The organism is Streptomyces sp. NBC_00207 (genome assembly GCF_045160965.1).
Classification (GTDB): domain Bacteria; phylum Actinomycetota; class Actinomycetes; order Streptomycetales; family Streptomycetaceae; genus Streptomyces.
In genome coordinates, this window is the sequence record NZ_CP130715.1 from 2,731,279 (window position 1) to 2,757,568 (window position 26,290).

General features: G+C 71.7%; 25 protein-coding genes. 9 read left to right on the plus strand and 16 right to left on the minus strand.

Features of this window, described 5'->3' with window-relative positions; translation table 11 throughout:
* Nucleotides 1-139 precede the first annotated feature (139 nt).
* Nucleotides 140-1,339: a phosphoserine phosphatase SerB gene (gene serB / locus OG472_RS13055; protein WP_319729030.1), complete on the plus strand. Its 1,200-nt coding sequence runs from the start codon at nucleotides 140-142 to the stop codon at nucleotides 1,337-1,339.
* Nucleotides 1,340-1,428: 89 nt separating this feature from the next.
* Here serB and OG472_RS13060 read toward each other — a convergent pair whose 3' ends face one another.
* From OG472_RS13060 to OG472_RS13075, 4 genes are all read right to left on the minus strand, one after another.
* Nucleotides 1,429-1,950: a histidine phosphatase family protein gene (locus OG472_RS13060; RefSeq protein WP_361757335.1), complete on the minus strand. Its 522-nt coding sequence runs from the start codon at nucleotides 1,948-1,950 to the stop codon at nucleotides 1,429-1,431.
* Nucleotides 1,951-2,033: 83 nt separating this feature from the next.
* Nucleotides 2,034-2,261, minus strand: coding sequence for a hypothetical protein (locus OG472_RS13065; RefSeq protein WP_405829557.1), 228 nt, complete (start codon nucleotides 2,259-2,261; stop codon nucleotides 2,034-2,036).
* Nucleotides 2,262-2,455: 194 nt separating this feature from the next.
* Entirely contained in the window at nucleotides 2,456-2,575 is a 120-nt protein-coding gene (locus OG472_RS13070; RefSeq protein WP_267882100.1) for an SGM_5486 family transporter-associated protein, read from the minus strand.
* A 5-nt stretch (nucleotides 2,576-2,580) separates the two neighbouring features.
* Nucleotides 2,581-3,927 carry a CynX/NimT family MFS transporter gene (locus OG472_RS13075; RefSeq protein WP_405941448.1) on the minus strand — a complete coding sequence of 449 codons (1,347 nt, stop codon included), beginning with the start codon at nucleotides 3,925-3,927 and terminating at the stop codon, nucleotides 2,581-2,583.
* Between the two features lie 57 nt (nucleotides 3,928-3,984).
* Between OG472_RS13075 and OG472_RS13080 the strand changes: the two genes are divergently transcribed.
* Nucleotides 3,985-4,749 carry a FadR/GntR family transcriptional regulator gene (locus OG472_RS13080; protein ID WP_401600732.1) on the plus strand — a complete coding sequence of 255 codons (765 nt, stop codon included), beginning with the start codon at nucleotides 3,985-3,987 and terminating at the stop codon, nucleotides 4,747-4,749.
* Here the strand turns inward: OG472_RS13080 and OG472_RS13085 are convergent.
* The 3 genes from OG472_RS13085 to fabG all read right to left on the minus strand — a co-directional run bounded on the left by OG472_RS13085 (nucleotide 4,730) and on the right by fabG (nucleotide 6,865).
* Nucleotides 4,730-5,161, minus strand: coding sequence for a hypothetical protein (locus tag OG472_RS13085; RefSeq protein WP_401600734.1), 432 nt, complete (start codon nucleotides 5,159-5,161; stop codon nucleotides 4,730-4,732). The genes OG472_RS13080 and OG472_RS13085 overlap by 20 nt on opposite strands.
* Nucleotides 5,162-5,369: 208 nt before the next feature.
* Nucleotides 5,370-6,140: an enoyl-ACP reductase FabI gene (gene fabI / locus OG472_RS13090; protein WP_389125486.1), complete on the minus strand. Its 771-nt coding sequence runs from the start codon at nucleotides 6,138-6,140 to the stop codon at nucleotides 5,370-5,372.
* Nucleotides 6,141-6,145: 5 nt separating this feature from the next.
* Complete coding sequence (fabG, locus tag OG472_RS13095) at nucleotides 6,146-6,865, minus strand: 3-oxoacyl-[acyl-carrier-protein] reductase (RefSeq protein ID WP_030717003.1); 720 nt, start codon at nucleotides 6,863-6,865, stop codon at nucleotides 6,146-6,148.
* Nucleotides 6,866-7,010: 145 nt separating this feature from the next.
* On the opposite strand from fabG, the gene OG472_RS13100 reads away from it, so the two are divergent.
* The 3 genes from OG472_RS13100 (at nucleotide 7,011) to tyrS (ending at nucleotide 11,307) form a co-directional block, all read left to right on the plus strand.
* Nucleotides 7,011-8,573, plus strand: coding sequence for a TldD/PmbA family protein (locus OG472_RS13100; RefSeq protein WP_405941449.1), 1,563 nt, complete (start codon nucleotides 7,011-7,013; stop codon nucleotides 8,571-8,573).
* Nucleotides 8,570-9,973, plus strand: a complete 1,404-nt coding sequence (locus tag OG472_RS13105; RefSeq protein ID WP_401600743.1) for a metallopeptidase TldD-related protein — start codon at nucleotides 8,570-8,572, stop codon at nucleotides 9,971-9,973. Before OG472_RS13100 ends, OG472_RS13105 begins: the two co-directional genes overlap by 4 nt.
* A 65-nt stretch (nucleotides 9,974-10,038) precedes the next feature.
* The gene (gene tyrS, locus OG472_RS13110; protein WP_383569412.1) at nucleotides 10,039-11,307 is read left to right on the plus strand and encodes a tyrosine--tRNA ligase; all 1,269 of its coding nucleotides are present in this window, start codon (nucleotides 10,039-10,041) and stop codon (nucleotides 11,305-11,307) included.
* An 88-nt stretch (nucleotides 11,308-11,395) separates the two neighbouring features.
* Here the strand turns inward: tyrS and OG472_RS13115 are convergent, their stop codons facing one another.
* Nucleotides 11,396-11,674, minus strand: a complete 279-nt coding sequence (locus OG472_RS13115; protein WP_383569409.1) for a GlsB/YeaQ/YmgE family stress response membrane protein — start codon at nucleotides 11,672-11,674, stop codon at nucleotides 11,396-11,398.
* A gap of 240 nt (nucleotides 11,675-11,914) precedes the next feature.
* Between OG472_RS13115 and OG472_RS13120 the strand changes: the two genes are divergently transcribed.
* Together OG472_RS13120 and OG472_RS13125 are read left to right on the plus strand one after the other, a co-directional pair.
* Nucleotides 11,915-12,193 (plus strand): DUF3099 domain-containing protein, encoded by a 279-nt coding sequence (locus OG472_RS13120; RefSeq protein WP_361757390.1) that lies wholly within the window; start codon nucleotides 11,915-11,917, stop codon nucleotides 12,191-12,193.
* A 136-nt stretch (nucleotides 12,194-12,329) separates the two neighbouring features.
* Complete coding sequence (locus OG472_RS13125; RefSeq protein ID WP_401600747.1) at nucleotides 12,330-12,593, plus strand: hypothetical protein; 264 nt, start codon at nucleotides 12,330-12,332, stop codon at nucleotides 12,591-12,593.
* Nucleotides 12,594-12,688: 95 nt separating this feature from the next.
* Here OG472_RS13125 and moaA read toward each other — a convergent pair whose 3' ends face one another.
* The 3 genes from moaA to OG472_RS13140 all read right to left on the minus strand — a co-directional run bounded on the left by moaA (nucleotide 12,689) and on the right by OG472_RS13140 (nucleotide 15,844).
* A complete protein-coding gene (gene moaA / locus OG472_RS13130; RefSeq protein WP_401600749.1) occupies nucleotides 12,689-13,678 on the minus strand; it encodes a GTP 3',8-cyclase MoaA in 990 nt (329 codons plus the stop codon).
* Between the two features lie 178 nt (nucleotides 13,679-13,856).
* On the minus strand, nucleotides 13,857-15,482 hold the full coding sequence (locus OG472_RS13135) for a cation acetate symporter (RefSeq protein WP_405941450.1): 1,626 nt from the start codon (nucleotides 15,480-15,482) through the stop codon (nucleotides 13,857-13,859).
* Nucleotides 15,479-15,844: a DUF485 domain-containing protein gene (locus tag OG472_RS13140; RefSeq protein WP_405941451.1), complete on the minus strand. Its 366-nt coding sequence runs from the start codon at nucleotides 15,842-15,844 to the stop codon at nucleotides 15,479-15,481. Before OG472_RS13140 ends, OG472_RS13135 begins: the two co-directional genes overlap by 4 nt.
* A 257-nt stretch (nucleotides 15,845-16,101) precedes the next feature.
* On the opposite strand from OG472_RS13140, the gene OG472_RS13145 reads away from it, so the two are divergent.
* A complete protein-coding gene (locus OG472_RS13145) occupies nucleotides 16,102-17,646 on the plus strand; it encodes a S8 family serine peptidase (protein ID WP_401600753.1) in 1,545 nt (514 codons plus the stop codon).
* Between the two features lie 116 nt (nucleotides 17,647-17,762).
* On the opposite strand, the gene OG472_RS13150 is transcribed toward OG472_RS13145, so the two are convergent.
* Genes OG472_RS13150 through OG472_RS13160 form a run of 3 tightly spaced genes read right to left on the minus strand, consistent with a single transcriptional unit; the run spans nucleotide 17,763 to nucleotide 20,516 of the window.
* Entirely contained in the window at nucleotides 17,763-18,806 is a 1,044-nt protein-coding gene (locus OG472_RS13150; protein WP_383569391.1) for a zinc-dependent alcohol dehydrogenase family protein, read from the minus strand.
* Nucleotides 18,807-18,861: 55 nt separating this feature from the next.
* Nucleotides 18,862-19,551, minus strand: a complete 690-nt coding sequence (locus tag OG472_RS13155; protein WP_405941452.1) for a lysoplasmalogenase — start codon at nucleotides 19,549-19,551, stop codon at nucleotides 18,862-18,864.
* Complete coding sequence (locus tag OG472_RS13160; protein WP_405941453.1) at nucleotides 19,548-20,516, minus strand: sterol desaturase family protein; 969 nt, start codon at nucleotides 20,514-20,516, stop codon at nucleotides 19,548-19,550. The genes OG472_RS13155 and OG472_RS13160 overlap by 4 nt, the downstream gene beginning before the upstream one ends.
* Before the next feature lie 114 nt (nucleotides 20,517-20,630).
* On the opposite strand from OG472_RS13160, the gene OG472_RS13165 reads away from it, so the two are divergent.
* Entirely contained in the window at nucleotides 20,631-23,744 is a 3,114-nt protein-coding gene (locus OG472_RS13165) for an NACHT domain-containing protein (RefSeq protein WP_405941454.1), read from the plus strand.
* A gap of 18 nt (nucleotides 23,745-23,762) precedes the next feature.
* On the opposite strand, the gene OG472_RS13170 is transcribed toward OG472_RS13165, so the two are convergent.
* Together OG472_RS13170 and OG472_RS13175 are read right to left on the minus strand one after the other, a co-directional pair.
* Nucleotides 23,763-24,989, minus strand: coding sequence for an amidohydrolase family protein (locus tag OG472_RS13170; RefSeq protein WP_405941455.1), 1,227 nt, complete (start codon nucleotides 24,987-24,989; stop codon nucleotides 23,763-23,765).
* Complete coding sequence (locus OG472_RS13175; RefSeq protein ID WP_401600762.1) at nucleotides 24,989-26,290, minus strand: amidohydrolase family protein; 1,302 nt, start codon at nucleotides 26,288-26,290, stop codon at nucleotides 24,989-24,991. Before OG472_RS13175 ends, OG472_RS13170 begins: the two co-directional genes overlap by 1 nt.

Genomic DNA, 26,290 nt, shown 5'->3' on the forward strand with positions numbered 1-26,290 from the left:
CTCCCCACCCCGCCCTTCCGCCGTTCCCCGGGGCTCCGCCCCGGATCCCGCTCCTCAAACGCCGGAGGGGTTGAAAGATCGTTCAAGACGTGGGACGGGGGTCCTGGGCCCGGGGTGGGGAAGATACGGTGAGGGCACCATGAGCGCATCGCAGACCTCCGACGTCCCCACCCTCCTCGTCAAGATCTTCGGCAAGGACCGTCCCGGGATCACCGCCGGGCTGTTCGACACCCTCGCCGCCTACTCCGTCGATGTCGTCGACATCGAGCAGGTCGTCACCCGTGGCCGCATCGTTCTGTGCGCCCTCGTCACCAAGCCCGCCGGAGGCGCCGAGGGCGACCTGCGGGCCACCGTCCACAGCTGGGCCGAGTCCCTCAAGATGCAGGCCGAGATCCTCTCCGGCACCGGTGACAACCGGCCGCGCGGCAGCGGCCGCTCCCATGTCACCGTGCTCGGGCATCCGCTCACCGCCGAGTCCACGGCCGCCATCGCCTCCCGGATCACCGAGACCGGCGGCAACATCGACCGTATCTTCCGCCTTGCCAAGTACCCGGTGACGGCGGTGGAGTTCGCCGTCTCCGGTGTCGAGACCGAGCCGCTGCGCACCGCGCTGGCCACCGCCTCCGCGCACATCGGCGTGGACGTGGCCGTGGTCTCGGCCGGACTGCACCGCCGGGCCCAGCGCCTGGTCGTCATGGACGTGGACTCGACCCTGATCCAGGACGAGGTCATCGAGCTGTTCGCCGCGCACGCCGGCTGCGAGGCCGAGGTCGCCGAGGTCACCGAGCGGGCCATGCGCGGCGAGCTGGACTTCGAGCAGTCGCTGCACGCCCGGGTGGCGCTGCTGGCGGGCCTGGACGCCTCCGTCGTGGACAAGGTCCGCGCCGAGGTGCAGCTGACCCCGGGTGCCCGGACCCTGATCCGCACGCTCAAGCGGCTCGGCTACCAGGTGGGTGTGGTCTCGGGCGGCTTCACCCAGGTCACGGATGATCTGCGGGAGCGGCTGGGGCTGGACTTCGCCTCCGCCAACACGCTGGAGATCGTCGACGGGAAGCTGACGGGCCGGGTCACCGGCGAGATCGTGGACCGGGCGGGCAAGGCCCGGCTGCTGCGCCGCTTCGCCGCCGAGGCCGGGGTGCCGCTGGCCCAGACGGTGGCCATCGGCGACGGGGCCAACGACCTGGACATGCTGAACGCGGCCGGGCTCGGTGTGGCCTTCAACGCCAAGCCGGTGGTCCGCGAGGCCGCGCACACGGCGGTGAACGTGCCCTTCCTGGACGCGGTGCTGTACCTGCTCGGGATCACCCGCGAGGAGGTCGAGGCCGCCGATCTGGCCTGACCCCCGGGACACGAACGGGATGCGAACGGGCCCCGGCGGCCGATGCGGCTGCCGGGGCCCGTTCGCGCGTACGCGGCCGGTCGGGCCGGTCAGTGCCCCTTGGGGGTCCAGTAGTCGAGCAGGGTGCCCACCCCGTGCTCCACGGACTTCCACGATCCGGTGAAGGAGACGACGGCGAGGGCCGCGGTCGGGAATCCCGTACGGGTCATCCTCGCGAGGGTGTCTCCCTCCGCGCGCCCGGAGAGGGCGTCGGCGAGGGCGTGCATGCCGGGGTTGTGGCCGATGACGAGGAGGTCGGAGACCTCGTCGGAGGTCTCGTTCAGCAGGGCGATGAGCTCGCCCAGCGAGGCGTCGTAGAGCCTCTCCTCGTAGTGGGTCTTGGGCCGGTGCGGCATCTCCTGGACGGCGAGCTTCCAGGTCTCTCGGGTGCGGGCCGCGGTGGAGCAGAGGGCCAGGTCGAAGACGATGCCGGTCTCGGCGAGCTTCAGACCGACGGCCGGCGCGTCCTTGCGGCCTCGTTCCGCCAGCGGGCGGTCGTGGTCGGACACCTCGGGCCAGTCGGCCTTGGCGTGCCGGAGGAGGGCGATCCTGCGGGGTGTGTCGGCGCTCATGACTCCCAGCTTCGCATGAAAGGAGCCACGCGGCGCAGGGTGTTGAGGGGGCTCACCCCGGGAGGTGAGGGGCGCTCGGGAGGTCAGCCGACGGCGCGCAGGAGCTGCTCCGCGACCTGGACCAGGGACGAGGCCTCGCCGGTGGCCGCGTGGGCCTCGCCGGAGCCGGCGAGGAGCGTCAGCAGGAGGCCGAAGGCGAGGGCGGGCAGGGCCAGCGCCCACCAGTGCAGCCGGGCGCTCGCGCCGGCGGCGGCGCGGGCCCGGGGGGCGGTGGCGGACGGGAGGGACCGGGTGTGCGTGGGGGCCGACATGGCCGCCTCCGTGGGTGTGCGGACGGGACTGGCTCGCTGTTCACGAATCTATGGATCCGGTGCGGCCGTTCCCATCCGGGGCACACCCCACTTCACCCTGAGCCTGACCCCCTAGGGGTGGTGGGGTTGTCCCCACCCTCGGGGGGAGGCGGGCGTCCTCGGGGAGGTCGTGAGGGGCGTCCTCAGGGGCGTCCTCAGGGCGAGGCGATCGTGGCGATCACCGAGATGATCACGGTGATGCCGAGGATCGCGCCGAGCACGAGGCCGAGCTTCTTGCGGCCGTCCTGCGGGTTCGGTTCAAGTACGGGCGACATGCCGGTCAGTCTCGCATGCCGCATTCGTCCTCGATCGTGCGGTCCCGGCCTGCCAGGACTCCCAGCGCGATCTGCGGGACGAGCAGGCCCGCCATCAGGGCGAGCGGCAGGTCCCAGCCGCCGCTGTGCTGGTAGAGGGCGCCGATGAGGAGGGGGCCGGGGATGGAGATGAGGTAGCCGGTGCTCTGGGCGAAGGCGGAGAGCTTGACCACGCCGGCCGGGGACTTGGCGCGCAGCCCGATGAGGGTGATGACGAGGGGGAACGCGCAGTTGGAGATGCCGAGCAGGAGCGCCCAGGCCCAGGCTCCGGCGGCGGGGGCGAAGTAGAGCCCGAGGTAGCCGGTGAGGCCGAAGACGCCGAGGACGGCGGCGATGGCGCCCTGGTTCCTCATCCGGGCGGCGAGGCCCGGTATGACGAACGCGAGCGGGACGCCCATGACCATGGTGACGGCGAGCAGCACACCAGCGGTGGAGGCGGAGACCCCGGCGTCGCGGAAGATCTGCGGGAGCCAGCCCATGGTGATGTACGCGCCCGTGGCCTGGAGGCCGAAGTAGCAGGCGAGGGCCCAGGCGGTGCGGCTGCGGACGACCCGCGGGCCCGCGTCGGCCCGTACGGCGGTGCCCGCGCCGGAGGCGGCGGCTGCGGCCGTGGCCCGCTCGGCGCGCCGGGAGGCCCGGGCGACGGGCAGCCAGGGCAGTACGGCGGCCAGGGCGAGCACGGCCCAGATCAGCAGGCCGGTGCGCCAGCTGCCGCCGAGGGCGCCGGTCAGCGGGACGGTCGCGGCGGCGGCGAGCGAGGTGCCGGCGGCCAGGGCCATGGAGTACAGGCCGGTCATGGTGCCGACCCGGTCCGGGAAGTAGCGCTTGACGATCACCGGGAGCAGGACGTTGGTGAGGGCTATGCCGGCCAGGGAGAGGGCGCTGGCGGCCAGGAAGCCCGCGGCTCCACTCGTGAAGGGGCGGATCAGCAGGCCCGTGGCGACGGCGGCCATGCCGGCGCAGACGACGGCGGCCGGGCCGAAGCGGCGGGAGAGCCGGGGCGCGGTGACGCCGAAGACGGCGAAGCAGAGGGCGGGGACGGAGGTGATCAGTCCGGCGACGGTGCCGCTCATGCCGAGACCGGTGCGGGTCTCCTCGAAGAGGGCGCCGAGGCTGGTGATGGCGGGCCGCAGGTTGAGGGCGGCCAGCACGATTCCGACGATGAGCACCGGGCCGAGCCAGGCCGGCTGCGCCGTCGCGTGCGGGGTGGCGGCGGCCGCGGTGCGGGCCGCGGCCTCCTCGCGGGCGGCCTGCCGCGGGGGCTGGTGGCTCCCGTCGGGCCGGTCGAGCGTCTGGAGTTCTTCGTCGGACATCCAGCCATCATAGAATCATGGGATGATTGGTTGTCCAGTCGCTCTTGAGAGGAACCCATGCCGCTGACGTCGCCACGGCGCTCCGCACTCGTCGATCAGGTGATCGCCCAGCTGCGGAACCAGATCACCTCCGGCGAGTGGCCGGTCGGCGCCCGCATCCCGACCGAGCCGGAGCTCGTCGAGCTGCTCGGCGTTGCCCGCAACACGGTGCGCGAGGCCGTGCGGGCGCTGGCGCACAACGGCCTCCTGGACATCCGGCAGGGCTCGGGCACGTACGTCATCGCCACCAGCGAGCTGGCCGGCGTCATGCACCGCCGGTTCGCCGGTGCCGAGCCGCGGCACATCGCCGAGCTGCGTTCGACGCTGGAGTCCTCGGCGGCCCGGCTGGCCGCGGAGCGGCGCACCGAGCGGGACCTCGTACAGCTGGACGCGCTGCTGGCGCGCCGCGAGGAGGCCTGGGCGGGCGGGGACGCGGAGGTCTTCGTGGCCGCGGACGTGAGCCTGCACATGGCGGTGGTGACGGCCTCGCACAACGAGGTGCTGATCGGGCTGTACGCGGACCTCGGCGACCTGGTGGCCGACTGGCTGCGGGCGGACGTGGGCACCGAGCTGCATCCGTCGGCCCATCTGGACCACGCGCGGCTGATCGAGGCGATCCGGCGCGGGGACGGGGACGCCGCGGCCTCGGAGGCGGCGGGCTACCCCTTCGCCTGCCTCGGCAAGAACACGGACGGCGAGGACAAGGACGGCGCGCGCGGGGGCGGGGAGAGCACGGGCGGCGAGGACAGGGCCGGGGGTCCGCTCACGCCCGCTGGTGGCTGACCCAGGCCGAGCGGACCTCTTTCCAGCAGCGGCCGATGAGCTCCACCCGGCCGGCCGGTCCGACGGGCACGGCCGCGCCGTCGCCGTCCACGTCCCACCAGCGGTCGCATTCGACGTGCAGCCGCAGCAGGTCGGTCTCCGGGTAGGCGTTGTGGCAGTTCGCCGTCACCTGCGAGCCCTCGATGATGGTGTCGCAGTCGGCTCCGAAGAGTTCCCGCCCGGTGGGGCGCGAGGGCTGGGCGGGGGGCTCGGCGGGGATCTCCGCGAGCTCCACGACGGCCGGGGCCACCGCTTCGGGGCCGGGTGCCGATTCGTCTCCCACGGGCTGGGCGGCCGCTCCGGGGACCAGGAGTCCGGTCAGGATCACCGAGGTGACCAGCATCGATACCGTTCGGCTCGGCCTCGCTCGCACTCCTACCCTCCTCCCCGCAGGAGCCGGGAAGATCCCGACCTGGCCAGTTTGCAGGCATCCGTCCTGGTTTTCGACTCGGGAAGATCCGGTCGGCCGGTGAACATACGAGCGATCGATGCCCGCGGGCCACGTGAAACGGCGGCGGCCGCGCCTCCCCGGGAGGGAAGCGCGGCCGCCGCCGTACGGACGCAGGAGCCCTGACCTGAGGTCAGGCACCCATCGCGTGCAGGCCGCCGTCCACGTGGACGATCTCGCCGGTGGTCTTCGGGAACCAGTCGGACAGCAGGGCCACGACGCCCTTGCCCGTCGGCTCCGGGTCGCTCATGTCCCACTCCAGCATGGAGCGGGAGTTCCAGACGTCGGCCAGCTCGCTGAAGCCCGGGATGGACTTCGCGGCCATCGAGCCGATCGGACCGGCCGAGACCAGGTTGCAGCGGATGTTCTCCTTGCCCAGGTCGCGGGCGAGGTAACGGCTGGTGGCCTCCAGGGCGGCCTTGGCCGGGCCCATCCAGTCGTACTGAGGCCAGGCGAACTGCGCGTCGAAGGTGAGGCCGACGATGGCCGCGCCCTCCGCCGGGAACAGCGGCTTGCAGGCCATGGCCAGCGACTTCAGCGAGAACGCCGAGACGTGCATGGCGGTGGCGACCGACTCGAACGGGGTGTTCAGGAAGTTGCCGCCGAGGGCGTCCTGCGGCGCGAAGCCGATCGAGTGGACGACGCCGTCGAGGCCGCCGAGCTCGTCGCGGACGAGGCCCTCCAGGCGGGCCAGGTGCTCGTCGTTGGTGACGTCGAGCTCGATCACCTTGACCGGCTTGGGCAGCTTCTTCGCGATGCGCTCGGTCAGCGACGGGCGCGGCCAGGCGGTGAGGATGACCTCGGCGCCCTGCTCCTGGGCCAGCCGGGCCGTGTGGAAGGCGATGGAGGACTCCATCAGCACACCCGTGATGAGGATGCGCTTGCCCTCGAGAATTCCGCTCATGGTGATCAGTGACCCATGCCCAATCCGCCGTCAACGGGAATGACGGCTCCGGTGATGTACGCGGCGTCGTCGGACGCCAGGAAGCGGACGGCTGCCGCGATCTCCTCGGGCTGCGCGTAACGGCCGAGCGGCACCTGGCCCACGATGCCCGCGCGCTGCTCGTCGGTGAGCACCTTCGTCATGTCGGTGTCCACGAAACCGGGGGCGACGACGTTGAAGGTGATGTTGCGGGAACCCAGCTCACGGGCGAGCGAGCGGGCGAAGCCGACCAGCGCGGCCTTCGAAGCGGCGTAGTTGGCCTGGCCGGCCGAGCCGAGCAGTCCGACGACCGAGGAGATCAGGACGACGCGGCCCTTCTTGGCACGGAGCATGCCACGGTTCGCGCGCTTGACCACCCGGAACGTGCCGGTGAGGTTCGTGTCGACGACGGACGCGAAGTCCTCCTCGGACATCCGCATCAGCAGCGTGTCCTTGGTGATGCCGGCATTGGCCACCAGCACCTCGACCGCGCCGTGCGCGTCCTCGATCTGCTTGTAGGCCTGCTCCACCTGCTCGGAGTCGGTGATGTCGCACCGCACCGCCAGGACACCGAGCGAGGTGAGCGCCTCCGGCGGCTCACCCGACCGGAACGTGATCGCGACCTTGTCGCCGGCCTCCGCGAAGGCTCGGGCGATGGCGAGGCCGATGCCCCGGTTTCCTCCGGTGACGAGAACCGAGCGGCTCAACAGATCACCCTTTCGCTAGCGGTCTGAATACCAAAAACCTATAGGTCGCATCGCTCGTACGGAGAATCGACCCCCGACAGGGCCTCGCGGCGGGCTCTGTCGAGTCCCTACAGAAAGATGTAGGCACGAAGGCCCCGATCGCGACATGATCGGGGCGACCGGCCCCGACCCCGGGAGGACTTCCGTGCCCCATTCCATCGACGCGGCCTTCACCGCGCTTCCCTTGCGGGCGCTCGCCGACGCGGCGCTCGCCCGGGCCCGCGCGCTGGGCGCCGAGCATGCCGACTTCCGGCTGGAGCGGATCCGCAGCGCCTCCTGGCGCCTGCGCGACGCCAAGCCCGCCGGCGGGTCCGACACCACCGACCTCGGATTCGCGGTCCGGGTGGTGCACGGGGGCAGCTGGGGATTCGCCTCCGGTGTGGACCTGACCATGGACACCGCCGCCAAGGTGGCCTCGCAGGCCGTGGCCATGGCGAAGCTGTCCGCCCAGGTGATCAAGGCCGCCGGTTCGGACGAGCGCGTGGAGCTCGCCGACGAGCCGGTGCACGCGGACCGCACCTGGATCTCCGCCTACGACGTGAACCCGTTCGAGGTGCCGGACGCGGAGAAGGCGGCGCTCCTCGCCGACTGGAGCGCGCGCCTGCTGGCGGCCGACGGCGTGGCGCACGTGGACGCCTCGCTGCTCGCCGTGCACGAGAACAAGTTCTACGCCGACACCGCGGGCACGTCGACCACGCAGCAGCGGGTGCGGATCCACCCGCAGCTCACCGCCGTCGCCGTGAACGGCACGACCGGCGAGTTCGACTCCATGCGCACGATCGCCCCGCCCGCCGGCCGCGGCTGGGAGTACCTGACCGGCACCGGCTGGGACTGGAACTCCGAGCTGGAGCAGATCCCCGGCCTGCTCGCCGAGAAGATGCGGGCGCCGAGCGTCCAGGCCGGGCGCTACGACCTGGTGGTGGACCCGTCCAACCTGTGGCTCACCATCCACGAGTCCATCGGCCACGCCACCGAGCTCGACCGGGCCCTGGGCTACGAGGCGGCGTACGCGGGGACCTCCTTCGCCACCTTCGACCAGCTGAACAAGCTGACGTACGGTTCCTCGATCATGAACGTGACCGGTGACCGCACGGCCGAGCACGGTCTGGCGACCATCGGGTACGACGACGAGGGCGTCCAGGCGCAGTCCTGGGACCTGGTCAAGGACGGCACCCTGGTCGGCTACCAGCTGGACCGGCGGATCGCGAAGCTGACGGGCCTGGGCCGCTCCAACGGCTGCGCCTACGCCGACTCCCCCGGGCACGTGCCCGTCCAGCGGATGGCGAACGTCTCGCTGCAGCCGGATCCGGGCGGGCTCTCGACCGAGGACCTGATCGGCGGGGTGGAGCGCGGGATCTACGTGGTCGGCGACCGCTCCTGGTCGATCGACATGCAGCGCTACAACTTCCAGTTCACCGGGCAGCGGTTCTTCCGGATCGAGAACGGCCGGCTGGCCGGACAGCTGCGCGACGTCGCGTACCAGGCCACCACGACCGATTTCTGGGGCTCGATGGAGAAGGTCGGCGGCCCGCAGACCTACGTCCTGGGCGGCGCCTTCAACTGCGGCAAGGCCCAGCCGGGCCAGGTCGCGGCGGTCTCGCACGGCTGCCCGTCCGCGCTGTTCCGCGACGTGAACATCTTGAACACCACGCAGGAGGCCGGCCGATGAGCACGCTTTCGAACGGACGCACCAAGCCCCACGAGATCGTCGAGCGGGCGCTGGAGCTGTCCACCGCCGACGGCTGTGTCGTCATCGCCGACGAGGAGTCCAGCGCCAACCTGCGCTGGGCGGGCAACGCGCTCACCACCAACGGCGTCACCCGCGGCCGGACCCTGACGGTCATCGCCACGGTCGACGGCAAGGAGGGCACGGCCTCGGGGGTCGTCTCGCGCTCCGCCGTGACCGCGGACGACCTGGAGCCGCTGGTGCGGGCCGCCGAGGCGGCCGCACGCGGGGCGGGCCCGGCGGAGGACGCCCAGCCGCTGGTCACCGGGACCCCGGCCTCGCCGGACTTCACCGACGCCCCCGCCGAGACCACCTCGGCGGTGTTCGCCGACTTCGCGCCGGCCCTCGGCGAGGCCTTCGCCCGGGCCCGGGCCGGCGGCCGGGAGCTGTACGGCTTCGCCAACCACGAGCTGGTCTCCACGTACGTCGGCACCTCCACCGGGCTGCGGCTGCGCCACGACCAGCCCAACGGCACGCTGGAGCTGAACGCGAAGTCCCCGGACCGGCAGCGCTCGGCCTGGGCCGGCCGCTCCACCCGGGACTTCAAGGACGTGGACCCGACCGCACTGGACGCCGAGCTCGCCGTGCGCCTGGGCTGGGCGGAGCGGAAGATCGACCTGCCCGCCGGGCGGTACGAGACCCTGCTGCCGCCGACGGCCGTGGCGGACCTGCTGATCTACCAGATGTGGTCGGCGGCGGCCCGGGACGCGGTGGAGGGCCGTACGGTCTTCTCCAAGCCCGGCGGCGGCACCCGGCTCGGCGAGAAGCTGTCCGAGCTGCCGCTGACGCTGCGCAGCGACCCGAACGCGCCGGGTCTGGAGACCGCGCCGTTCGTGATCGCGCACAGCTCCGGCGACGACGCCTCGGTCTTCGACAACGGCCTGCCGGTTCCGGCGACCGAGTGGATCCGCGACGGGGAACTGGCCCGGCTGACCACGACCCGGCACACCGCCGGCCTGACCGGGATGCAGCTCTCCCCCGGCTTCGGGAACCTGATCCTCGACGGGGGCGGCGAGAAGTCCCTGGAGGAGATGGTGGCGGGGACCGAGCGGGGTCTGCTGCTGACCTGCCTCTGGTACATCCGCGAGGTGGACCCCGCCACGCTGCTGCTCACGGGGCTCACCCGGGACGGCGTCTACCTGGTGGAGAACGGGCAGGTCGTCGGCGAGGTCAACAACTTCCGCTTCAACGAGTCCCCCGTGGACCTGCTGTCGCGGGCCTCGGAGGCCGGCCGGACCGAGAAGACGCTGCCGCGCGAGTGGAGCGACTGGTTCACCCGGGCCGCGATGCCTGCGCTGCGCATCCCGGATTTCAACATGAGTTCGGTCAGCAAGGGCGTCTGACCGGCCTAGACTGACCGTTGCAACGAAGTGTTGCAATTTCCATCATCCGAAGGAGTCGAGAGACCGTGACGGACATCGTCGACGAACTGAAGTGGCGTGGGCTCTTCGCCCAGTCCACTGATGAAGAAGCGCTGCGCAAGGCCTTCGCGGACGGTCCGGTCACGTTCTATTGCGGCTTCGACCCGACGGCCGCCTCGCTGCACGTGGGGCACCTGGTGCAGGTGCTCACCGTGCGCCGGCTCCAGCTGGCCGGGAACCGGCCGCTGGCGCTGGTCGGCGGGGCCACCGGGCAGATCGGCGACCCGCGGCCGACGGCCGAGCGCACGCTGAACGACCCGGAGACGATCGCGAACTGGGTGACCCGGCTGCGCACCCAGATCGAGCCGTTCCTGTCCTTCGAGGGCGAGAACGCGGCGCTCATGGTGAACAACCTGGACTGGACGGCGGGCATGTCCGCCATCGAGTTCCTGCGGGACATCGGCAAGCACTTCCGGGTCAACAAGATGCTGACGAAGGACTCGGTCGCCAAGCGGCTCGACTCCGACCAGGGCATCAGCTACACGGAGTTCAGCTACCAGCTGCTCCAGGGGATGGACTTCCTGGAGCTGTACCGGCGCTACGGCTGCGTGCTCCAGCAGGGCGGCTCCGACCAGTGGGGCAACCTGACGGCGGGGCTCGACCTGATCCACCGCGTCGAGCCGGGCGCGGTCGTGCACGCGCTGGCGACCCCGCTGATGGTCAAGGCGGACGGCACCAAGTTCGGCAAGTCCGAGAGCGGGGCCGTCTGGCTCGACCCGGAGATGACCACGCCGTACGCGTTCTACCAGTTCTGGCTGAACGTGGACGACCGGGACATCTCCACCTACATGCGGATCCTGTCCTTCAAGTCCCGTGAGGAGCTGGAGGCGCTGGAGGCGCAGACCGCCGAGCGGCCGCAGGCGCGTGCCGCGCAGCGGGCGCTGGCGGAGGAGCTGACCACGCTCGTGCACGGCGCCGACCAGTGCGCCGCCGTGATCGCCGCGTCGAAGGCGCTGTTCGGCCAGGGCGAGCTGGCGGACCTGGACGAGGCCACGCTGGCCGCGGCCCTGTCCGAGCTGCCGCACGCCCGGGTCGCGGAGCCGGGCCTGGTCGTGGACCTGTTCGCGGAGACCGGCCTGGTCGCGAGCAAGTCGGCCGCCCGCCGGACCGTGAAGGAGGGCGGTGCCTACGTGAACAACGTGAAGGTCGCCGCCGAGGACGCGGTCCCCGCCAAGGAGGACCTGCTGCACGGGCGCTGGCTGGTGCTGCGCCGGGGCAAGAAGAACCTGGCGGCCGTCGAGGTCACCGGGGCCTGAGGCCTCGTAGGACGGCACGCGGAACACGGCGGAGGGGCCGGTTCGGACTCGGGGTCCGGCCGGCCCCTCCGTCATGATCCGGAGTGCCTCACGTCATCTGCCGCTTGCGGCCCCGGATCGATCCGTAGAGCATCTCGCCCAGCCCGACCACGAGGACCGCTCCGGCGAGCTGCAGCAGGTGCCGGGTCCAGTCGATGCCCGCGGTCTCCCCCACGCCGATCCAGCCGGCCACGGCGTTGCCGAGGACGGCGCCGGCGATGCCGAAGAGGGTGGTGAGCCATAGGGGCTGGTGCTGCTTGCCCGGCAGGATGGCCCGGGCTATCAGCCCCAGCACGAAACCGACGATGATCGCCCACAACCAAGACATGTCGAGCCTCCTCCTGGCGCGTTGTGCGCACGTGGGCCCAGTTTCGGCCCGCCCGGCGTACCGCGCATTTCGGACAGCCCCCAATGGGGGTGCCCCCTCTCCTCGCGGATGCGGGGGCGGCGTACCGTGGAGAGGTCCGGGCCGGGGAGCGCCCGGCGGGCGATCGGGCGGTGGAGCGTGGAACGGACGAAGCGGCAGAAGCGGAACGGGGCCGAGGTGTTCCGGATCACCGGTGCGCGGATGGGCCTCGACGAGGACGTGCGGGGCCGCCAGCGCCGGTACGTGATCTCGATGGGCATCAGGACCCTGTCGGTCATCGCGACCGTGCTGTTGTGGAACGTGCAGCGCCCGGTGGCCATCGTGACGCTCGTCGCGGGAGCCCTGCTGCCGTACGTGGCCGTGGTCATCGCGAACGCGGGGCGCGAGTCGACGCCCTCGCTGCCCTCCCACTTCATCCCCGCTCCGGTGCGGCCGGCGCTGGACGCGGGAAACCTCAAGAAAAGCTCAGATCAATCATGAAGTTCCGGTGCACTCCACCGGGTCGTGCGTGACATACTGCTCACGCGCTCCGCATCCCCCGTCGGAGCGACGGACCGACGCCGGGCAGCTCCCCCCGTGGCTGCTCGGCGTCGCCTTTCCGTTCTAGGGTTGGGCCGTGACTTCCTCCGACGCTTCCGGTGTCCCCTCCGGCCCCGACGAAACCCCCACCTGCTCCGCCAAGGGCTGCCGCGACGCGGCCGTCTGGGTCCTGGCGTGGAACAACCCCACGCTGCACACGCCGGAGCGGCGCAAGACCTGGCTGGCGTGCGAGGAGCACCGCGAACACCTGTCCCAGTTCCTGGGGGTCCGCGGTTTCCTCAAGGACGTCGTGAAGATCGGCGAGTGGGTCCAGCCGGAGGGCTCGGAGCGCCAACGCTGAACCCGGCCTGCCGCCGAGCACGGCCGGGCCGCCGGACCCGGCCGGCTGGACGAGCCCGGCCGGCTGGACGAGCCCGGCCGGCCACCGACGCCCGGTCAGCCGCCGATCGCGGACATCGGGCGGTCGGGCTGCAGGAAGGACGGGTCGTCGAGGCCGGACCCGGCCTTCTTGCCCCACATCGCCACCTTCCACAGCCGGGCGATCTCCTCGTCCGGGGCGCCCGAGCGCAGGGCGGCGCGCAGGTCCGACTCCTCGGTGGCGAACAGGCACGTACGGATCTGGCCGTCGGCCGTGAGCCGCGTACGGTCGCAGGCGCCGCAGAACGGGCGGGTGACCGAGGCGATGACGCCGACGGTGGCCGGGCCGCCGTCGACCACCCAGCGCTCGGCCGGGGCGGAGCCGCGCTCGTCGGCGCCTTCCTCGGTGAGGGTGAAGCGGGTGCGCAGGGACTGCAGGATGTCCCCGGCGGTGATCATGCCGTCGCGCTTCCAGCCGTGCTGGGCGTCGAGCGGCATCTGCTCGATGAAGCGGAGCTCGTACTCGTTCTCGACGGCCCAGGCCAGCAGGTCGGGGGCCTCGTCGTCGTTGAGCCCGGGCATGAGGACGGCGTTGACCTTGACGGGGGTGAGGCCGGCCTCGCGGGCGGCGGCCATGCCGTCGATGACGTCCTTGTGCCGGTCGCGGCGGGTGAGGGTCTTGAAGACCTCGGGCCGCAGGGTGTCCAGGGAAACGTTCACGCGGTCCAGGCCGGCGGCCTTGAGTGCCTGCGCGGTGCGCTTGAGACCGATGCCGTTCGTGGTCAGCGACATCTTGGGGCGGGGTTCCAGGGCCGCGCACTGCTCGACGATCCCGACCAGGCCGGGGCGGAGCAGGGGCTCGCCGCCGGTGAAGCGGACCTCGGTGATGCCGAGCCGGGTGACGGCGATGCGGATCAGCCGGACGATCTCGTCGTCACTGAGCAGATCGGACTTGCCGAGCCACTGCAGCCCTTCTTCGGGCATGCAGTAGGTACAGCGCAGATTGCACCGGTCGGTGAGCGAGACGCGCAGGTCAGTGGCCACGCGGCCGTAGGTGTCGAGAAGCACTGTGGGCCCCCTCCCCTGTCCGGATCTAGAGGTACGCGCGATATTTGGATCTACTTCACGCGTTCTATTTCGAGCCTACGCGACGCCTGTGTCGTGAAGAGGTCCCCGAATGAACGAGACGTAACGTGGCCGCGTCGTAGGGACCTACGACACGGCCACGCTGGGTGTTCGGACGATGTCAGTGCGCCCCTGTTCCGGTGAGGGAGCGCACCTCCAGCTCGGCGAACTTCTGGGGGTCGGCCTTCTCCTTGGAGAGGACGGTTCCCAGCCAGCCCAGGAAGAACCCGAGGGGGATCGAGATGATGCCCGGGTTCTCCAGCGGGAACCAGAAGAAGTCCGCGTCCTTGAACATCGAGGTGGGCTTGCCGGACACGACCGGGGAGAAGAGCACCAGGCCGACGGCCGAGATCAGGCCGCCGTAGATGGACCAGAGCGCGCCCTGGGTGGTGAAGCGCTTCCAGAAGAGGCTGTAGAGGATCGTCGGCAGGTTGGCGGAGGCGGCGACCGCGAAGGCGAGCGCGACCAGGCCGGCGACGTTGAGGTCGCGGGCCAGGGCCCCCAGGCCGATGGCGACGGCCCCGATGACGACCGTGGACCAGCGGGCGGCGCGCACCTCCTCCTTCTCGGTGGCCTTGCCCTTGCGGATCACGTTCACGTACAGGTCGTGCGCGAAGGACGAGGAGGAGGCGAGGGTCAGGCCCGCGACGACGGCGAGGATGGTGGCGAAGGCGACCGCGGAGATGACGGCGAGCAGGATCGCGCCGCCCGTGGAGTCGGGTCCTCCGCCGACCGCCTGGGCGAGCAGCGGCGCCGCCGTGTTGCCCGCCTTGTTGGACTTGATGATCTCGTCCCGGTCGAGCAGGGCCGCGGCCCCGAAACCGAGGGCGATGGTCATCAGGTAGAAGGCGCCGATGATGCCGATGGCCCAGAGGACGGACTTCCGCGCGGCCTTGGCGGTGGGCACCGTGTAGAAGCGGATCAGGATGTGCGGCAGGCCGGCGGTGCCCAGGACCAGGGCGATGCCGAGCGAGATGAAGTCCAGCTTCGAGGTCGAGTCCTTGCCGTACTTCATCCCCGGCTCGAGGAACTTCGCCCCCTGCTCGCTGTTCTCCGCCGCCTTGCCCAGCAGGTCGGAGATGTTGAAGTTGAACTTCACCAGCACCAGGAAGGTGATCAGGAGCGTGCCCGCGATGAGCAGGACGGCCTTGACCATCTGGACCCAGGTGGTGCCCTTCATGCCGCCGATGGTCACGTAGACGATCATCAGGACGCCGACCAGCGCGACGATGGCGACCTTGCCGCCGTCGCTGGTGATGCCCAGGAGCAGCGAGACGAGCACGCCGGCGCCGGCCATCTGGGCGAGCAGGTAGAAGATCGAGACCACGATGGTGGAGGTGCCGGCGGCGGTCCGGACGGGCCGCTGGCGCATCCGGTACGCGAGCACGTCGCCCATGGTGTAGCGGCCGGAGTTGCGCAGCGGCTCGGCGACGAGGAGCAGCGCGACCAGCCACGCGACGAGGAAGCCGATGGAGTAGAGGAAGCCGTCGTAGCCGAAGAGGGCGATGGCTCCGGCGATGCCGAGGAAGGACGCGGCGGACATGTAGTCGCCGGAGATGGCGAGGCCGTTCTGGAAGCCGGTGAACTGGCGCCCGCCCGCGTAGAAGTCGGCGGCGTCCTTGGTCTGGCGGCCGGCCCAGACGGTGATGATCAGGGTGGCGACGACGAACAGCCCGAACAGGGTGATGATCAGCGGGCGGTGCTCGGTGGCGCTTGCGGCCGTCGTCAGGTGGAGCGCGCCGGTCATTCCGCGGCCTCCATCCGCGCCTTGATGGCCTCGGCCTTGGGGTCGAGCCTGGTCGCGGCGTGCTGCGCGTACAGCCAGGCGATGAGGAAGGTCGTCGCGAACTGGGCGAGGCCGAGCACGAGGGCGACGTTGATGTTGCCGAAGAGCTTGGTCCCCATGAAGCCGCCCGCGTAGTTGGACAGCAGGACGTAGAGCAGGTACCAGGCGATGAAGGCCACGGTGAGCGGGAAGGCGAAGGAGCGGTAGGAGCTCCGCAGTTCGGCGAATTCGGCGCTCTGCTGGACGCTCGCGAAATCTTCGGCCGTGGGGCCGGCCAGTGGCGTTCCCGCGCTGCCCGGCGGCGGCGCTGCTTCGGTGGTCACGGGGGGATCTCCTTGTGACGCGGGTGCGGTGGGGACGACGGACAAAACAACCTCCGTGTGGGGGGCCGGTGGTGCCGAGCCCCCCTGTCAACGGCACGTACGGCGGGTCGGGACGGTTCAACACCCATGGGTTCTTCGGAAACTGATTTCTCGAACTGATGGCGTAGCAGGGAACGGCAGCGCTAGGTTCGCTTGTCATGAACCCGTCCGACGCAACCGCGTGCGGACGGCTTTTTCAAAGATGATCTGGAGAACCCATGGCTCATCTGGGACCCGTCCGCCGGCGCGCCCTCGCCGTGCCGGTCGGCCTGGCGCTCACCGCCTCGCTCGCCTTCCTGCCCTCGGTCCCGGCCTCCGCCGCGCCGCTGGGCAACACGGCGGACGGGGCGGTGACCGCGAAGCCCTCGACCTCCGGGCCCAAGCTGTCGTACGTGGCGAACCTGAACGCGTACGCCACGGTGAAGGCGGCGAAGAAGGCCGTCGAGCGGGCCGGCGGAACGGTGGTGACGGCCTATGAGCAGATCGGGGTCGTCGTCGCACATTCCCAGAACCCCGACTTCGCCAGGCAGCTGCGCGCCCAGCGCGGTCTGTTCGTGTCGGTCGGCGCCACCCGGACGGCCCCGATGCAGGCGGTGCAGACCACCGAGGAAGGCGCGACGCAGCGGTTGAGCGCGGCGGACGCCGCCAAGGCCGCGGCGCAGGCCCAGGAGGGTCAGGAGCCGCTGGAGCCCAACCAGTGGGACCTGCGGACGATCAAGGCCGACGAGGCTCACAAGATCAACGATGGCAGCCCGGACGTAACCGTGGGCATCATCGACACGGGTGTCGACGACACCCACCCCGATCTCGCCCCGAACTTCTCCAAGGGCCAGTCCGCCAACTGCGTCGGCGGCGTCGCGGACACCACCGAGGGCGCCTGGCGCCCGTACCCCGACGGCAGCGACCACGGCACCCACGTGGCCGGCACCATAGGCGCCGCGCGCAACGGCCTCGGCATCAGCGGTGTCGCACCGGGCGTGAAGATCGCCGCGATCAAGGTGAGCGAGCCCGGGACCAGCCTCTTCTACACCGAGGCGGTCGTCTGCGGCTTCATGTTCGCCGCCGAGAAGGGGATCGAGGTCACCAACAACAGCTATTACGTCGACCCGTACCTCTTCAACTGCAAGACCGACGACGACCAGAAGGCGCTGGTGGAGGCCATCGGCAGGGCCACCAAGTACGCCGAGCGCAAGGGCACGCTCCACGTGGCCTCGGCCGGCAACTCGAACCAGGACCTGGCGGCCGACTCCCTCGTCGACGAGACCAGCCCGAACGACACCACCCCGGTCACCCGCACCATCGACCCGAAGGTCTGCCTGGACCTGCCCACGCAGCTGCCGGGCGTGGTCACCGTCTCGGCGACCGGCGACAAGGGCCTGCGCTCGTACTACTCCAGCTACGGCCTCGGGGTCGTGGACGTCGCCGCCCCCGGCGGCGACAAGTGGCAGGTCCCGGCCACCCCGGACGCCAACGGGCGCGTGCTGTCGACCGTCCCGGGCGGCGGCTACGGCTACAAGCAGGGCACCTCGATGGCCGCCCCGCACGTCGCGGGCGTCGCGGCGCTGCTCAAGAGCGCCCACCCGGGGGCCACGCCCTCCCAGCTGCAGGCGATGCTCAAGGTGCAGTCCACGAAGGCGGCCTGCCCGACGCAGATCTACGACGCCACGGGCGCGCTGATCAACGCCACCACCTGCAAGGCCAAGTGGGGCCAGACGGGCTACTACGGCTCCGGCGTGGTCGACGCGCTCAAGGCCGTCAAGTAGGGCGGTCGGCCGGCAGCGGCAGAGCGCGGGAACGAGGACGGGCCGGGCGGGGATCATCCCGCCCGGCCCGTCCGGTCATCCGGACCGCCGGTTCATGCAGTCATCCGGTCATCCGGTCAGGGCTTGATCAGCACCTTGAGCGCGGTGCGGTCGTCCATCGCGCGGTAGCCGTCCGGGACCTCGTCCAGGGACACGGCACGGTCGAAGACGGGCGCCGGGTCGATCGCGCCGCTGAGCACGTCCTCCAGCAGCTCCGGGATGTACGCGCGGACCGGGGCCACACCTCCGCGCAGGGTGATGTTGCGGTCGAACATGACGCCGAGGTCGAGGCCGGTGCCGCTGCCGTGCGGGACGCCGACGTAGCCGACGGAGCCGCCGTCGCGGGTGATGTTCACGGCGGTGCGCATGGACTGCTCGGTGCCGACCGCCTCGATGACGGAGTGCGCGCCCCGGCCGCCGGTGAGCTCGCGCACGGCCGCCTCGGCGGCCTCGCCGCGCTCGGCGACGACGTCGGTGGCCCCGAAGAGCCTGGCTATGTCCGTACGGACGGTGTGGCGGCCCAGTGCGATGATCCGCTCGGCGCCCAGGCGCTTGGCGGCGAGGACGCCGCACAGGCCGACCGCGCCGTCACCGACGACGGCGACCGTGGAGCCCGGGCGCACCCCCGCGCCCAGGGCCGCGTGGTGCCCGGTGCCCATGACGTCGGAGAGCGCGAGCAGCCCGGTGAGCAGGTGGTCGTCGGAGACGGCCTCGGCGGGCAGCTTGACCAGGGTGCCGTCGGCGTGCGGGACGCGGACCGCCTCGCCCTGGCCGCCGTCGTGGCCGACCGAGCCCCAGAAACCGCCGTGGTCGCAGGAGGTGAAGAGGCCTTCCTTGCAGTACTCGCAGGTGCCGTCCGACCACATGAAGGGCGCGACGACCAGGTCGCCGGCGCGCAGGCCGGACACGGCGGGGCCGGTCTCCTCGACGATGCCCAGGAACTCGTGGCCGATCCGCTGGCCGGGCTGGCGCTCGGCCTCGCCGCGGTAGGCCCACAGGTCGCTGCCGCAGATGCAGGCACGCAGGACGCGGACGACGGCGTCCTCGGGGCGCTGGATCGCAGCGTCGGGCACCTCCTCCACGCGGATGTCGTGCGGGGCGTGGATGACGGTGGCGCGCATGGTGGTGCAGTCCTCCGGCTCGGGGTTGTTCAGTCTTGTACGACTGAGGACCGTCCTACGGTACGCCTGCTTCGCGGGTGGTCGTCGCACCGGTGGCCAGGAGGTACTGGGCGGCCACGTAGGTGGCCATGATCCAGAAGTCCGGGCGGGGCAGCTGGGGCCACTCGGCGACCCCGGAGGCGATGAGGGTGTCGGAGAGCAGGAACAGCGCCCCGCCGATCCCGGCCCGCAGGCCGAGGGCGCTGGAGCAGAACGCCATGGCGGTGAGCAGCAGGCTGTAGCCGGCGACCGGGATCCGCAGGTCGGCCGGCAGGTCGGACCAGAGCAGGGCGACGGTCCCGAGGAGGGCGAGCGCGTACGCGCCCCCGAGCAGCGGGTTCGCGGGCCGCTTGCCGAAGAGGACGAGGTAGCAGACGTGCCCGACGGCGAAGGAGCCCATGCCGACGAGGAAGGCGGCCTCGGCGTCGAAGAGCAGGGCCAGGTCACCGCCCCAGCCGAACAGCAGGGCGGCGACCAGCAGCCGGGGCGCGCCGCGGGTGATCGCGTAGGCGACGAGCAGCGGCATCAGCAGCGGCTTGGCGATGAGGTGCCCGAGGTGCCAGTCGGCCAGCAGGGACCCGAGGTCGACGGCGGTGGCCGCGGCGAAGGCCGCGAGGGCGCGGCGCCCGAGGCGGTCCCGGCCGGCGGGCGCGCGGCCGGCGGCCCAGGAGGGGGCGGGGCGTTCCGGGGACGGTGCGGTGCTCACGCGGTGGTCTCCCGTACGGAGGTCCGGGCGTCGGCGGCGGCGTCCGCGGCGGGCGCTCCGGCGGGGGCGGGGGCTTCGGGGGCAGGGGCAGAAGCGGGGGCAGCGGCTTCGGCGGCAGGGGCAGAAGCGGGGGCGGCGGCGGGCTGCCAGCCCGGGCCGCGGAAGACCCGTCCGGCGCGCTCGCGCCAGTTCGCGGCGGCCCGCACGTCCCGCGCGATGGCCGCGTACTCGTGGGTGGCCACGCGCAGCGGGTTGTGGGTGCCGATGTTCTTGGTGAGCCCGTAGACGGGCCGCTCCGTCTCCCCCACCCAGGAGCCGAACATCCGGTCCCAGACGATCAGGATCCCGCCGAAGTTCCGGTCCAGGTATCCGCCCTGCGAGGCGTGGTGGACGCGGTGGTGGGAGGGGGTGTTGAAGACGTACTCGTAGGCCCGGGGGAGCTTGCCGATGCGCTCGGTGTGGACCCAGAACTGGTAGAGGAGGTTGAGTCCGTAGCAGAACGGGATCGCCGCGGGGTGCACGCCGAGGGCCACCATCGGCAGGTAGAACCACCAGGTGGTAGCGCTGGTCCAGGGCTGGCGCAGGGCGGTGGTGAGGTTGAACCGCCGGCTGCTGTGGTGGACCACGTGGCAGGCCCACAGGATGCGGATGACGTGGTGGAGCCGGTGCTGCCAGTAGTAGAGGAAGTCCTGGACCAGCAGCATCAGCAGGGCGGTCCACCACAGGAACGGCACCCGCAGCGGGGTGAGTTCGTAGACCGCGGTGAAGACGGCGACGACGGGGATCTTCCACAGCAGGTCGAAGCCGATGCTGCCGAGCCCCATGGTGATGCTCGTGGCCGCGTCCTTGGTGTCGTACCCGGCCGCGTCGTCGTCGGGATGGATCCGGTAGCTCACCACCTCCAGGACGGTGAGCAGCACGAAGGCCGGTATGGACCACAGCACGACATCGGGCAGGTTCGGCATGAGCGCACCATAGAGGCGCCCTCGGGGGCTCCGCTAGGGGTTGTTACCGATCGGTATCCGACCGGGTTACCGCAGGTTCGCGAGATGATGTCCGGGCCGACGGGAGGGCACGGGATGACGGGCTTCGAGACGGTTCTCTTACGGGTGGCCGGGACGGCGGCGGGGGCTCTGGTGAAGTCCCTCCTGGCGCGGGCCCCCGGCGCGGGCCTGACGGCCGACCCGGCCCGTCCGGTGCCGGCCTGGCGCAAGCCGGCGGCGGAGCTCGGACCCGCGGAGGTCCGGCGCCTGACCGACATCCTGGCGGCCCGCATGGGCCCGGCCTGCGCGGCGCTCCCGGAGGCCGAACGCCTGGCGGCACTGGACGCGGTCGGCGACGCCTTCGCGGCCCTGGGCCCGCTGGACGCGAAGGCCCTCTTCGCGGCGGACCTCGACCCGGCGGCCCTGGCGGCGACCGCGCCCCCGCCCCCGGCGGGCCTGGCGCCCGCGGCCGAGGCCCTGTACGGGCGGCTGGTGCGGCTGTGCTGCGAGCACGCGGTGGAGTACGCGACCACCCTGCCGGGGTTCGGGGCCCGGACCGGTGTGGAACTGGTCCGGCGCACCGGGGAGCTGGCCCGCGCGCTGGACCGCCTGGGCGCCGCCGGGGACGGGACGGCGTACTCATTCGAGGAGCGGTACGCCCGGTACATGGCCGAGGAGCACGGCCGCCTCCAGCTGTTCGGCGTCACGCTCGGCCAGTCGCGCCAGGACTGGCCGCTGGACCTGGCCTACATCAGCCTCGCCGTGAGCGCGGAGACGTCGGCGCTGGACTCCTACGGCTTCTCCCACTCCACGCAGGGCAAGCAGGTGCGGATCGAGCAGACCCTGTCGGTGTCGGAGCGGATCCTGCTGCGCGGAGCCGCCGGTTCCGGCAAGAGCACCGTGGTGCAGTGGCTGGCCCTCAACGCGGCCCGGCGCACCTTCGGCCCCGGACTCGAATCGTGGAACCTGCTGGTCCCGTTCGTCCTGCGGCTGCGTTCGTTCACCTCGGCCAAGTCCCTGCCGATGCCCGGCGAGTTCCTGTCGGCGGCGGGAGTGCCGCTCCCGGCGCCCGAGGGCTGGGTGGAGGGGCTCCTCGGGAGCGGCCGCGCCCTGATCCTCGTGGACGGCGTGGACGAGGTGCCGCTGCGGCTGCGCAAGCGGACGGAGGCCTGGCTCCGGTCGCTGATCACCGCCTATCCGCAGGCGCGGTACGTGGTCACGACGCGTCCGTCGGCGGTCCCGGAGGACTGGCTCTCGCGGCAGGACTTCACCCACTACTCCCTCCTCCCCATGGAGCGGGAGGACATCCGCGCGTTCATCGCTCAATGGCACGCCTCCGCCCGGGCCGAGTGCTCCACCGAAGAGGAGAGGGCCCGACTGCACTCGTACGCCGGGTCCCTCATGAGCGCGGTGGGAACCCGCCGCGACCTGAGCCGGCTGGCGACCAACCCCCTCATGTGCGCACTGCTGTGCGCCCTCAACCGCGACCGCCGCATGCACCTCCCCCGCGCGCGCAAGGAGTTGTACGACGCGGCGCTCGAAATGCTCCTGGTCCGCCGTGACACGGAACGCGAGATCAGCGCGGTCGAGGGGGTCTACCTCACCCGTGACGAGCAGATCCTGCTCCTGCAGCGGTTCGCGTACTGGCTGATCCGCAACGGGCAGGCGGAGACCTCGATCGGGGAGGTGGTGGGGCTGGTCGACGGGTGGCTGGACCTGATGCCGCAGGTGCGCGCCCAGGGCACCGCCGAGCAGGTCGTCACACACCTGCTGATCCGGTCCGGACTGCTGCGCGAGCCCACCAAGGGTTCCGTGACCTTCGTGCACCGCACCTTCCAGGACTACCTGGGCGCGAAGGCCGCGGTGGAGGCGAGGGACTTCGGCGTACTGGTCCGCCACACGCACGACGACACGTGGGACGACGTCGTACGCATGGCCGTCGGGCACGCCCGTTCGGACGAGCGGGCGGAGATCCTGCGGCGCGTGCTGGACCGCGCCGCCCAGGAACCCGACCTGGACAACCGGCTCGTGCTGCTCGCGGCGACCTGCCTCGAGCACTCCCCCGAGCTGGCCCCCGACGTGCGGCACGAGATCGAGACGCGCGCGGCGCAGCTCGTTCCACCGCGCACGTTCAACGAGGCGGAGGAGCTGGCGCGGGCCGGCGGGCTGACGCTGGAGCTGCTCCCCGGTCCGGACGAGGTGACGGAGCCGGAGGCGGCCGCCGTGATCCGGACGGCCGCGCTGATCGGCGGCGCGCACGCGCTGCAGGTCATCGGCCGTTTCCGGGATGACCTCCGGGTCGGGGTGATGGCCGAGCTCAACGGTTCCTGGGGAAGGTTCAAGGCCCAGGACTACGCGGACACGGTGCTCTCCGGCTCGTCCCTGACCCAGGGGTTCCTGAACGTGCGCACGGCCCGGCAGCTCGCCGCCCTGCCCAGGCTGCGGCACATCCTGCGGCTGCGGCTGACCGGGGACCACCGGCTCACCGACGAGGTCGTCTCGCGGGAGAACCTGCTCGGGCTGCAGCTGTCCGACAACGGCGCCCTCGTCGACCTCGCACCGCTCCGGGCGCTGGACCGGCTCGAATACCTCGGCCTCGAATCCTGCCGGTCGCTGTTCGACCTGTCGCCGCTCTGCGGGACGGCGGTGCAGCGCCTCTTCCTCACCCGGATGCCCGGGCGCCTGGCCCTGGAGCCGCTGCGCGACCTGCGCCGCCTCGCGCTGCTGGGTCTCGACTCGGCCTGGGGTCACCGTTGTGTGGGCACGCTGCCGGCTCCCGAAGGGCTCACCGGTCTGTGGCTGGTGAGCGGCGGCTGTCTCCTCGACCTCGATGGTCTCGACCGGTGGCCCCGGCTGTCCTCGCTGACGGTCTCGGGGAACCGGCAGGCCGGCCGGCTCGCGAAGCTGCCCTACGACCTTCCCCTCTCCTTCCTGCAGGTGACGAGTGCGTCGGAGCTGGACCTCACGGCCTTCACCCGGTACCGGGGACTGCGCGAGCTGTTCCTGGCCGGCTGCTCGCTCGCTTCGGGGCTGGAGGCGCTGGCGGAGCTGCCCGAGCTCGCCACGCTGACGTTGAGCGCGTGCGACGGGCCGCTGGACCTCGCGCCCCTGGCCGGGCTGGAGAAGCTGCAGGTCGTGGTCCACCGGGACACCCCGGTGCGGGGGACGCACGCGCTGGCGCCGACGCAGCTCACCTATGCGGGAGCGTGAGCCGCGTCGACCGCAGCGCTACCAGACCCGGACCGAGCCCCCCTTGGCGAAGGCCGGGCTGGTGGCCTCGGGGGGGACCTGCGCCAGGGGTTCGGCGATCTCCGAGACCAGCGGGCCGTGTTGGGCGGCGAGCGCGTCCAGGAGGGTCAGGTCGAAGCCGTAGACGCGGGCCGCGTTGCCGCCGGCCATGGCCGCCACCTCCGCGCGCGGGAGGCCCGCGTAGGCGATGCGGAGGCCTTCGCGGGAGAAGGGGGTGGTGCCCTCGTCGTGCGGGTAGTCGCTGCCCCACATGATCTTGTCGAGGCCGATCCGGTCCCGGAGCGGGACCTCGTGGGGGCGCATGAAGCTGGCGCCCACGAAGCAGTTCTCCCGCCAGACCTCGCTCGGGCCGCTGCCCATGGACTCCGCGAGGCCCGCCCCGAACTTGGCCTCGGCCGTGGCCGAGGCCGCGACCAGGCGGCCGTGGTAGTAGTCCAGCATCTCCAGCACGCCGGGGATCCAGCCGGATCCCTGCTCCGTCAGGACCAGTTTGAGGCCCGGATGGCGGCGGAAGGCCCCGCCGAAGATGAGGTGCCACAGGGCGCGGTGCGAGAACCAGGTGGTCTCCACCATGAAGACCGCGCGGGCGGCCGGTTCGTCGCCCAGCGGCGGGGACGCCGAGCCGCCGTGGTGGTTGACCGGGACGTCCAGCTCGTCGCACACCGCCCAGATGGGGTCGTACGCGGCCGAGTAGAGCTCCGGGACCGTGGAGCCGGGCGGGACGCCGGGCAGCAGGATGCCGCCCGTGAGGCCCGCCTCCTTCGTGCGGCGGATCTCCTTCACCGCCGCGTCCACGTCGTTGAGGAGGATCTGCACCACGCCGGCGCGCCGGCCCGGCGCATCCGCGCAGAAGTCCGCCAGCCAGCGGTTGTGGGCCTGGAGCCCGGCCCAGCGCATCTCGTACTCGGCGGCCGTGGGCGGCTGCGCCATCAGGGAGGCCTTGGGGAAGAACGGCGGGATGGTGTTCGGGAAGACGACCTCGGCGACGATGCCGTCCGCCTCCAGCTCGGAGAGCCGGCGCCGGGAGTTCCAGTTGCGGTCCGCCGTGTCCGCGAGGAGGTCCTCGTACGGGTTCACGTAGGTGGCGGCCCAGGCGTCGAAGTCGTCGTGGTACCGCTTCTCCAGGTACGGCTTGTAGTCCAGCAGGTCGGCGCCCGCGTGGCAGTCCGCCGAGATGACCGTGTAGCGGTCCTGGTCCTGCGTCATCACGAGACCCCCAGTACCGGGAAGTCGCCGCCCGTGAGCCAGTGGCGGCCGGCCTCGCGGGAGCGGGCCCAGGAGGCCGCCACCGCCGCCTGGTCGGGGGACTGGCCCAGCTCGGCCGGGGTGGGGCCGATCCGGCGGGCGACGGGAGCGAGCTTCTCCGTGTCGAAGCCGAAGACCTCGGCCGCCGCGAGGCCGAGCATCCGGCGGGTCTCGTCGACGGGGATGTCGTGGAAGGTCCTCCGCAGCCAGTTCCGGGTGTCGGGCCAGGTGCCCTCCGGGTGCGGGAAGTCCGAGCCCCACAGGATGTTGTCCACGCCGATCTCGTAGCGCTGGGCCAGTTCGCGCCGCTTGGTGTTGGTCGCGCAGACGAACACCTGGCGGTCCAGGTACTCGCTCGGCGGCCGTTTCAGCTCCTCGAACGGGGAGAGCTTCTTGCCGCCGTGCGCGCCGAGGTAGAGGCGGTCCATGAACCACAGCTGGTTCGGCAGCCACCAGCAGCCCGATTCCGCCACGCCGAACCTGAGGCCGGGGTGGCGCTCGAAGACCCCCGACCAGAGCAGGAACCACAGCGGGCGGGCCGGCCACCAGGTGACCTCGGAGACGAAGATGCCCAGGTGGTCGCCGTACTCGTGGCGCGGGGAGGACCCGGAGTGGGTGACGATCGGCATCCGCGTCTCGGCCGCCGCCGCCCAGACGGGGTCGTAGCGGCGGTCGTGGTAGGGGGCCTTGTCCACCCACATGGCGGGGATCATCAGCGCGCCCAGTCCGGACTCCTTGGCCCGGTGGATCTCGGCGACGACCTTCGACGGTTCGCCCGTGATGGGGAGCAGGGCGACCCCGCAGTGGCGCTCGGGGTTCTCGGAGACGAACTCCGCCAGCCAGCGGTTGTGCGCCTGCGCGCCCGCCATGCCGAGCTCGGGGTCCTGGTCGCCGGAGAGGCCGAGGCCCACTCCGAAGGGGGCCGCGGTCTGGCTGTCGACGGCGTCCGCGTCGGGGAAGACGACCTCGGCGGCCACGCCGTCGCCGTCGAGCTCCTTCAGCCGCTGCCCGGTGTCCCAGCCGCCCCTCAGGCCTTCCTCGTGGTCGTGGAACCACTTCTCGGCGAAGGCCTCGTTGCGGACGCCGAGCCGGGTGGCCTCCGCGCGGCGGGCGTCGCGCTCGCCGAGGAACTCGTCGAACTGGGGGTGGAAGCGGGAATCGAGGTAGGGCCGGTACCGCTCCGTGGGCAGGCCCGCGTGGCAGTCGGAGGAGATGATCAGGTACGGGTCTTCGTACGGTGTGCCGCTCACGATGTCACTCAC

Excerpts from the sequence above, each read along its gene's own strand:
- serB (WP_319729030.1), top strand. The coding sequence starts at position 140 with ATGAGCGCATCGCAGACCTCCGACGTCCCCACCCTCCTCGTCAAGATC.
- OG472_RS13060 (WP_361757335.1), bottom strand. The coding sequence starts at position 1,950 with ATGAGCGCCGACACACCCCGCAGGATCGCCCTCCTCCGGCACGCCAAG.
- OG472_RS13065 (WP_405829557.1), bottom strand. The coding sequence starts at position 2,261 with ATGTCGGCCCCCACGCACACCCGGTCCCTCCCGTCCGCCACCGCCCCC.
- OG472_RS13070 (WP_267882100.1), bottom strand. The coding sequence starts at position 2,575 with ATGTCGCCCGTACTTGAACCGAACCCGCAGGACGGCCGCAAGAAGCTC.
- OG472_RS13075 (WP_405941448.1), bottom strand. The coding sequence starts at position 3,927 with ATGTCCGACGAAGAACTCCAGACGCTCGACCGGCCCGACGGGAGCCAC.
- OG472_RS13080 (WP_401600732.1), top strand. The coding sequence starts at position 3,985 with ATGCCGCTGACGTCGCCACGGCGCTCCGCACTCGTCGATCAGGTGATC.
- fabI (WP_389125486.1), bottom strand. The coding sequence starts at position 6,140 with ATGAGCGGAATTCTCGAGGGCAAGCGCATCCTCATCACGGGTGTGCTG.
- OG472_RS13100 (WP_405941449.1), top strand. The coding sequence starts at position 7,011 with ATGATCGGGGCGACCGGCCCCGACCCCGGGAGGACTTCCGTGCCCCAT.
- OG472_RS13105 (WP_401600743.1), top strand. The coding sequence starts at position 8,570 with ATGAGCACGCTTTCGAACGGACGCACCAAGCCCCACGAGATCGTCGAG.
- OG472_RS13115 (WP_383569409.1), bottom strand. The coding sequence starts at position 11,674 with ATGTCTTGGTTGTGGGCGATCATCGTCGGTTTCGTGCTGGGGCTGATA.
- OG472_RS13120 (WP_361757390.1), top strand. The coding sequence starts at position 11,915 with ATGGGCCTCGACGAGGACGTGCGGGGCCGCCAGCGCCGGTACGTGATC.
- OG472_RS13135 (WP_405941450.1), bottom strand. The coding sequence starts at position 15,482 with ATGACCGGCGCGCTCCACCTGACGACGGCCGCAAGCGCCACCGAGCAC.
- OG472_RS13145 (WP_401600753.1), top strand. The coding sequence starts at position 16,102 with ATGGCTCATCTGGGACCCGTCCGCCGGCGCGCCCTCGCCGTGCCGGTC.
- OG472_RS13150 (WP_383569391.1), bottom strand. The coding sequence starts at position 18,806 with ATGCGCGCCACCGTCATCCACGCCCCGCACGACATCCGCGTGGAGGAG.
- OG472_RS13160 (WP_405941453.1), bottom strand. The coding sequence starts at position 20,516 with ATGCCGAACCTGCCCGATGTCGTGCTGTGGTCCATACCGGCCTTCGTG.
- OG472_RS13165 (WP_405941454.1), top strand. The coding sequence starts at position 20,631 with ATGACGGGCTTCGAGACGGTTCTCTTACGGGTGGCCGGGACGGCGGCG.
- OG472_RS13170 (WP_405941455.1), bottom strand. The coding sequence starts at position 24,989 with ATGACGCAGGACCAGGACCGCTACACGGTCATCTCGGCGGACTGCCAC.